At 50.2% G+C, this 6,242-nt stretch carries 5 protein-coding genes and 1 pseudogene; 5 read left to right on the top strand and 1 reads right to left on the bottom strand.

Annotation, left to right across the window (positions count from 1 at the left end; genetic code table 11):
• The 5 genes and pseudogenes from ABYP73_RS10800 to dnaG form a co-directional block, all read left to right on the top strand.
• Positions 1-366 (top strand): annotated as a pseudogene (locus ABYP73_RS10800) (3-phosphoshikimate 1-carboxyvinyltransferase); the annotation flags it as partial.
• Positions 367-513: 147 nt separating this feature from the next.
• Positions 514-1,563: a tRNA preQ1(34) S-adenosylmethionine ribosyltransferase-isomerase QueA gene (queA, locus tag ABYP73_RS10795; protein ID WP_372945200.1), complete on the top strand. Its 1,050-nt coding sequence runs from the start codon at positions 514-516 to the stop codon at positions 1,561-1,563.
• 58 nt (positions 1,564-1,621) lie between these two features.
• Positions 1,622-2,665, top strand: coding sequence for a 23S rRNA (adenine(2503)-C(2))-methyltransferase RlmN (rlmN, locus tag ABYP73_RS10790; protein ID WP_372945201.1), 1,044 nt, complete (start codon positions 1,622-1,624; stop codon positions 2,663-2,665).
• Between the two features lie 122 nt (positions 2,666-2,787).
• Entirely contained in the window at positions 2,788-3,765 is a 978-nt protein-coding gene (locus tag ABYP73_RS10785) for a polyprenyl synthetase family protein (protein ID WP_372945202.1), read from the top strand.
• Between the two features lie 120 nt (positions 3,766-3,885).
• Positions 3,886-5,865, top strand: coding sequence for a DNA primase (gene dnaG, locus ABYP73_RS10780; protein ID WP_372974327.1), 1,980 nt, complete (start codon positions 3,886-3,888; stop codon positions 5,863-5,865).
• Between the two features lie 88 nt (positions 5,866-5,953).
• Here the strand turns inward: dnaG and ABYP73_RS10775 are convergent.
• Positions 5,954-6,242, bottom strand: a 289-nt coding sequence (locus ABYP73_RS10775) for a LuxR C-terminal-related transcriptional regulator (protein WP_372974326.1), incomplete at its 5' end; no start/stop codon positions are given.

Genomic DNA, 6,242 nt, shown 5'->3' with positions numbered 1-6,242 from the left:
CCTGACATAGCTCAAACCCTGGCCGTGACCTGTTTTGGTCTGGGGATGGGATGCAGGCTTACCGGGCTGCATACGCTGAAGATCAAAGAGACTGACAGGCTTGAAGCTTTGAGGGCCGAACTCACCAAACTGGGCGCTTCGGTCAGGGTTTCCGACAAGCATCTGGAACTGGACCCATCAGATGGCATCATCGAGGATGTTTCTATCGGTACCTACAACGATCACCGGATGGCCATGGCCTTTGCTCCACTGGCCCTCAGGACCAGCCTGTACATCGAAGATGCCGGGGTAGTTTCAAAGTCGTATCCCGACTTCTGGGAAGACCTCAGGAAACTGAATTTTCGCATCCGGACTGAAGGCCAGTGATTTAATCGCACTTTTACTTGACAACCCCTGTAGGCAGGTTGTATATTTGCTCCCTTAAAATCGGCCCCCGATTTTTGCGCATCAGCCGGATCACCTGGCTGCTTGCGGTGACCCAAACGGAAATCGACACAACAGAAATACGCATCTATGAAACTTTCGCACTTTAATTTTGAGCTTCCCAAGGAATTACTGGCAGAATATCCTGCTGAAAACAGGGATGAATCCAAATTGATGGTGGTCCACAGGGACACCGGCAAGATCGAACACAAGATGTTCAAGGACCTCATCGATTATTTTGACGAAGATGACGTCATGGTCCTGAACAACACCAAGGTATTCCCTGCCCGTCTTTTTGGGAATAAAGAGAAGACAGGCGCAAGGATCGAAGTTTTCCTGCTCAGGGAACTCAATGAGGAACAACGCCTATGGGATGTTCTGGTAGATCCTGCCAGGAAGATACGTATTGGGAACAAGCTCTACTTCGGGGAAGATGAGAGCCTGGTAGCCGAGGTGATCGACAACACCACTTCCCGTGGCAGGACCCTCAGGTTCCTCTATGACGGGGCGTATATCGATTTCAGAAGAAAACTCAGGGAGTTGGGGGAGACCCCCCTTCCCAAATACATCAAACGCCAGGTTGAGCCCGAGGACGAGGACAGATATCAGACCATTTACGCCAAGCACGAAGGTGCCGTGGCTGCTCCTACGGCCGGCCTCCACTTCTCCAAACACCTGTTGAAAAGACTGGAGATCAAAGGCGTAAAATTTGCAGAGCTTACCCTACACGTCGGGTTGGGCACCTTCAACCCTGTGGAAGTGGAAGACCTCTCCAAGCACAAGATGGACAGTGAAGAGCTGATCATTGATGAAAGGGCCACGGAAATCGTGAACTCTGCCAAGAAAAAGAAAAGGAAGATCTGCGCTGTGGGAACCACGGCCATGAGGGGACTGGAAAGTGCGGTCTCTTCAGAACATATGCTGAATACCTTTGAGGGATGGACCAACAAGTTCATCTTCCCTCCCTATGATTTCAGCATCGCGACGGCCATGATCACGAATTTCCACCTTCCCAAGTCAACCTTGTTGATGATGGTATCGGCCTTTATGGGCCACGACCTGATGAAGCGTGCCTACAAGGAAGCAATCATTGAAGGATACAGGTTCTATTCCTACGGGGACGCTATGCTGATCCTCTGACCTTATATAAAACTCACCCCGCCTGGGTTAAATCCTGGCGGGGTTTATCTTATCACCCATGGAATCGGTTGCAAAGAAAGACATCAGGGCCCTGAACAGGGAAGACCTCAGGTCTTTCTTTCTCGATAGGGGAGACCAGGCCTACAGGGGAGACCAGGTGTATGAATGGCTCTGGAAAAAGGGGGCACACTCTTTTTCAGACATGACCAACCTCTCGAAAAATACCCGTGCGGTACTGGAAGAGGAGTTTGTCATCAACCATATTGAGGTCGATCGTATGCAGCGAAGCCAGGATGGCACGATTAAGAATGCGGTCAGGCTTCACGACGGACTCGTGGTGGAATCAGTTTTGATCCCGACCCCCAAGCGGACCACAGCCTGTGTCTCCAGCCAGGTAGGATGCAGCCTCGACTGCAAGTTCTGTGCTACCGCAAGGCTCAAGCGGATGCGAAACCTCAATCCTGACGAGATCTACGACCAGGTGGTGGCCATCGATCGTCAAAGCAGACTGTACTACAACCGCCCCTTGAGCAATATTGTTTTTATGGGCATGGGCGAACCCCTGATGAATTACAACAACCTGCTGAAAGCCATCGACAAGATCACGGGAGACGAAGGACTGGGTATGTCGCCTAAGCGAATCACGGTATCCACCTCAGGGGTGCCGAAAATGATCCGGAAACTGGCTGATGACAGGGTCAAGTTTAAACTGGCCGTTTCCCTGCATTCGGCTGTGGAGGAGACCAGAACTTCTATCATGCCATTTAATGCGACCTTTACCCTTGCGGAATTAAGGGAATCCCTCATATACTGGTATCAAAAAACAAAGAGCAAGATCACCTATGAATACGTGGTCTGGGAAGGGATCAACGACAAGCGGGAGGACGTGGAGGCGCTGGTCGACTTCTGCAGGTTTGCCCCTTCAAAGGTGAACCTCATTGAATACAATCCCATAGATGACGGGGCTTTTCAGCAGGCCGGGGAGGATGTGATCTCTATGTACGTGGATACCCTGGAGGCCAACGGCATCACCGTTACGGTAAGACGTTCGAGGGGAAAGGACATCGATGCCGCCTGCGGGCAGCTGGCCAACAAATCCTGATGGCGGCGGCCCCGGCGAAGTAATTCCATTCTTTTTGGTTTTAGAGGTTGATAAGGAGGCAGGCCACACCTTTTTTGCCTAATTTTGAGGATTCGGATAGTTTAAGAACCAAAGGACCTCCATTGAAAATCGTATCCCAGATAAAGGAGCCTGTAGACAGGGAAATGGAACTCTTTGAACAGAAGTTCTTTGAGTCCATGTCTTCCAAGGTAGCCCTTCTGAACAGGATCACCTATTACATCGTGAACCGGAAGGGAAAACAGATGCGGCCGATGTTCGTATTTCTCACCGCCAAGATGGTCAGCGACGGAGAGGTGAACGAGCGTACGTATCGCGGGGCTTCTGTGATCGAACTCATCCACACGGCCTCCCTGGTCCACGATGATGTGGTGGATGACAGCAATAAACGCAGGGGCTTCTTTTCCATCAACGCCCTGTGGAAGAACAAGATCGCTGTCCTGGTTGGGGACTACCTCCTTTCCAAAGGTATGTTGTTATCTGTAGAGCACGGGGATTACGATCTGCTCAGGATCATATCGGTGGCTATCAGAGAGATCAGTGAGGGAGAACTGCTGCAGCTCGAAAAGGCCAGGCGTCTGGACATCAGCGAAGAGGTCTATTACGAGATCATCCGTCAAAAAACGGCTACCCTCATAGCAGCCTGTTGCAGCCTCGGAGCCTGTTCGGTAAAGCCCGATTCCCCGGATGTGGAGACTTTCCGGAAGTTTGGGGAACTCTGCGGGATGGCCTTTCAGATCAAGGACGACCTTTTTGACTACGGAGAGACCGCTATCGGAAAACCCACCGGGATCGACATCAAGGAACAGAAAATGACCCTTCCCCTGATCTATGCCTTGAACCAGGCCTCTGAGAAAGACAGGCGCTGGCTGATCAATTCGGTCAAGAACCACAACAAGGACCGGAAGCGGGTCAAAGAAGTCATTCAGTTCGTGAAGGACGCGGGCGGACTCGAATACGCAGAGTCCAAAATGCACGAATATCAGGATCAGGCACTTGAGATCCTGGACAACTATCCGGACTCACCTTATAAGGATTCCCTGAAACTTATGGTCAACTACGTGGTAGACCGCAAAAAATAAGGTATTCCTGATTTCTACGGGGAAATCTCGATGTGTACGTTTCCCAGATCCTGAATAAAGAGATTTGTTTTTTTAACCGTCCCTGTTTATGTATTTTTAAGGCAGTCAAAAACGTCGCATTTGATCGCTAAATCTACCATAGACCAGGTATACGAAACAGCCCGAGTGGAAGAGGTTATCGGGGATTTTGTCAATCTGAAGAAATCCGGTTCCAACTTCAAAGGCCTGAGCCCGTTCACGGACGAACGGACCCCCAGTTTTATGGTGTCGCCCGTAAAGCAGATCTGGAAGGATTTCAGCAGTGGAAAAGGGGGTAACGTGGTGGCTTTTTTGATGGAGCACGAACATTTTACCTATCCCGAAGCCATCAAGTATCTGGCCAAGAAATACCAGATCGAGGTGGAGGAGACCCAGCAGAGCGATGAGCAAAAAGAAAAGGCCAGTGAACGCGAGAGCCTCTATCTCGTGTCGGAATTTGCCAGTGAGTATTACCAGGATGTCTTGTGGAATTCTGAACCCGGCAAGGCCGTTGGGCTGAGTTATTTCAAGGAGAGGGGTTTTACGGAAGAGACCATCCGCCACTTTGGCCTGGGGTACGGTTTGGACGAATGGGATGCCTTCACTGCACATGCATTGGAAAAAGGGTATCAGCTCGAGTATCTAGAGAAGACCGGCCTTACCATCGTGAAGGACGATCCCAGGAACCCGGGAGAGAAGAGGAAATTTGACCGTTTCAAGGGAAGGGTGATCTTCCCCATCCACTCCCTGAGTGGCAGGGTGCTCGGATTCGGAGGCCGAATCCTGGGTAATGATAAGAAGGCAGCGAAATACCTGAATTCCCCGGAGAGCGATATCTACCACAAGAGCAAGGTGCTTTACGGGATCTATTTTGCGAAACAAGCCATTGCACGGGAAGACACTTGTTATCTCGTTGAAGGGTACACGGATGTCATTCAGATGTACCAAAGAGGGATCAGAAATGTGGTCTCCTCGAGCGGGACGGCACTTACCCCGGAGCAGGTGCGAATGGTGAGCAGGCTCACAAAGAACATAACAGTACTCTTCGATGGGGATGCGGCGGGGTTAAGGGCTTCCTTGAGAGGGGTCGACCTTATCCTGGAACAGGGGATGAACGTTCGTATCTGTACCTTCCCACCGGGGGAGGATCCCGATAGTTTTGCCCGGAACAATGCCTATGAGGACGTGGTGTTGTATCTCGAAGAGAACGCCAAGGATTTTATACAATTCAAAACTTCCCTCCTCGCGGAGGAGGCAGCCAATGATCCCATAAAAAAAGCGGAGACCATCCGCGATATCGTCAGTAGCATTGCCAAGGTCCCGGATCGGATCAAAAGGGAGATCTATGTACAGCAATGTGCAGCCATGATGAACATTTCCGAAGAGGTGCTGTTCAATACCCTGGCCCAAATGGGAAGAAAGGAATTCCAGGAGGCCAGAAGGAAGGAAAGGCAGGATAGCAAGGCCTTTGAGGTTATTAAACAAACGCCCGGGGAAACCAAGCTGGATGTCCAGTACGAGCTCGAGCGCAAGATTATAGAGATACTGCTGCTATACGGAAAAGAGATGGAAGAGTTTGAAGACCTGGTCCTGAAAGAGAATGAGGAAGGTGAACTGGAACTCGAACCTGAGCGAATCGAGGCCAGGGTCTATGAAAAGATCTATCTGGATTTACAGGAGGACGAGATAGAACTCACCCATGACCGTTTCAAAACGATCTACTACAAGCTCATGGAGGCACTCAATGAGCAGGAGGACTTCCAGATCGCCCATTTCTTACAGGAGCTGGACCAAACCCTGGTAAAAGAAGTTTCTTCCATCCTCATGGAAGAGGAGCGATATAACCTGCACAACTGGGAACGCAAGGATATCTATCCCAAAGAAAAAACCCGGACCGTTGCTCAGCTGGTCAGTGAGACCATCCTAACCCTGCGCTGTTTCCTGATCAAGAAAAGGATACAGAATCTTCAGCAGGATACGGAGGAAAAGACAGAGGACAACACGGAGGTGCTGGAAGAGATCGTCAACTACCTACAGCTAAACAAATTGCTCAACAACAAATTGAACAGGGTACTGTCCTGAGGGTATACGTCAGAAAGGCCACATTTTATGACAAAAAAACCTCCTGATGCTTCAGGAGGTCTTTTCTATAGTTAGCTTGGTATTTTTCTTAGTACAATTCCAGGGCCTTAGCCTGTTGCAGCAGGTCCACGAGGTTATCCACGTTGAGTTTTTTCATCAAACGGGATTTGTAGGTGCTGACCGTTTTCTCGTTGAGGTTGAGTCCCTCGGCTACATCCTTGTTGCGTTTCCCGCTCGCCAAAAGCTTGAGCACCTCCACTTCCCTGGTAGACAATTTTCTGAAGAATCGTCTCTGTTTCTGAGTGCCCTCGTCAAAGGCGAGTCGCTGTGCCAGTTCATTGGTGATGAACATTTTCCCCTGTCCCACTTTTTTGACT

This window comes from Muriicola sp. (assembly GCF_041567615.1).
Classification (GTDB): Bacteria; Bacteroidota; Bacteroidia; order Flavobacteriales; family Flavobacteriaceae; genus Muriicola.
The sequence above is the reverse complement of the archived record's forward strand: the minus strand, read 5'-3'. Positions and strand labels throughout refer to the sequence as shown.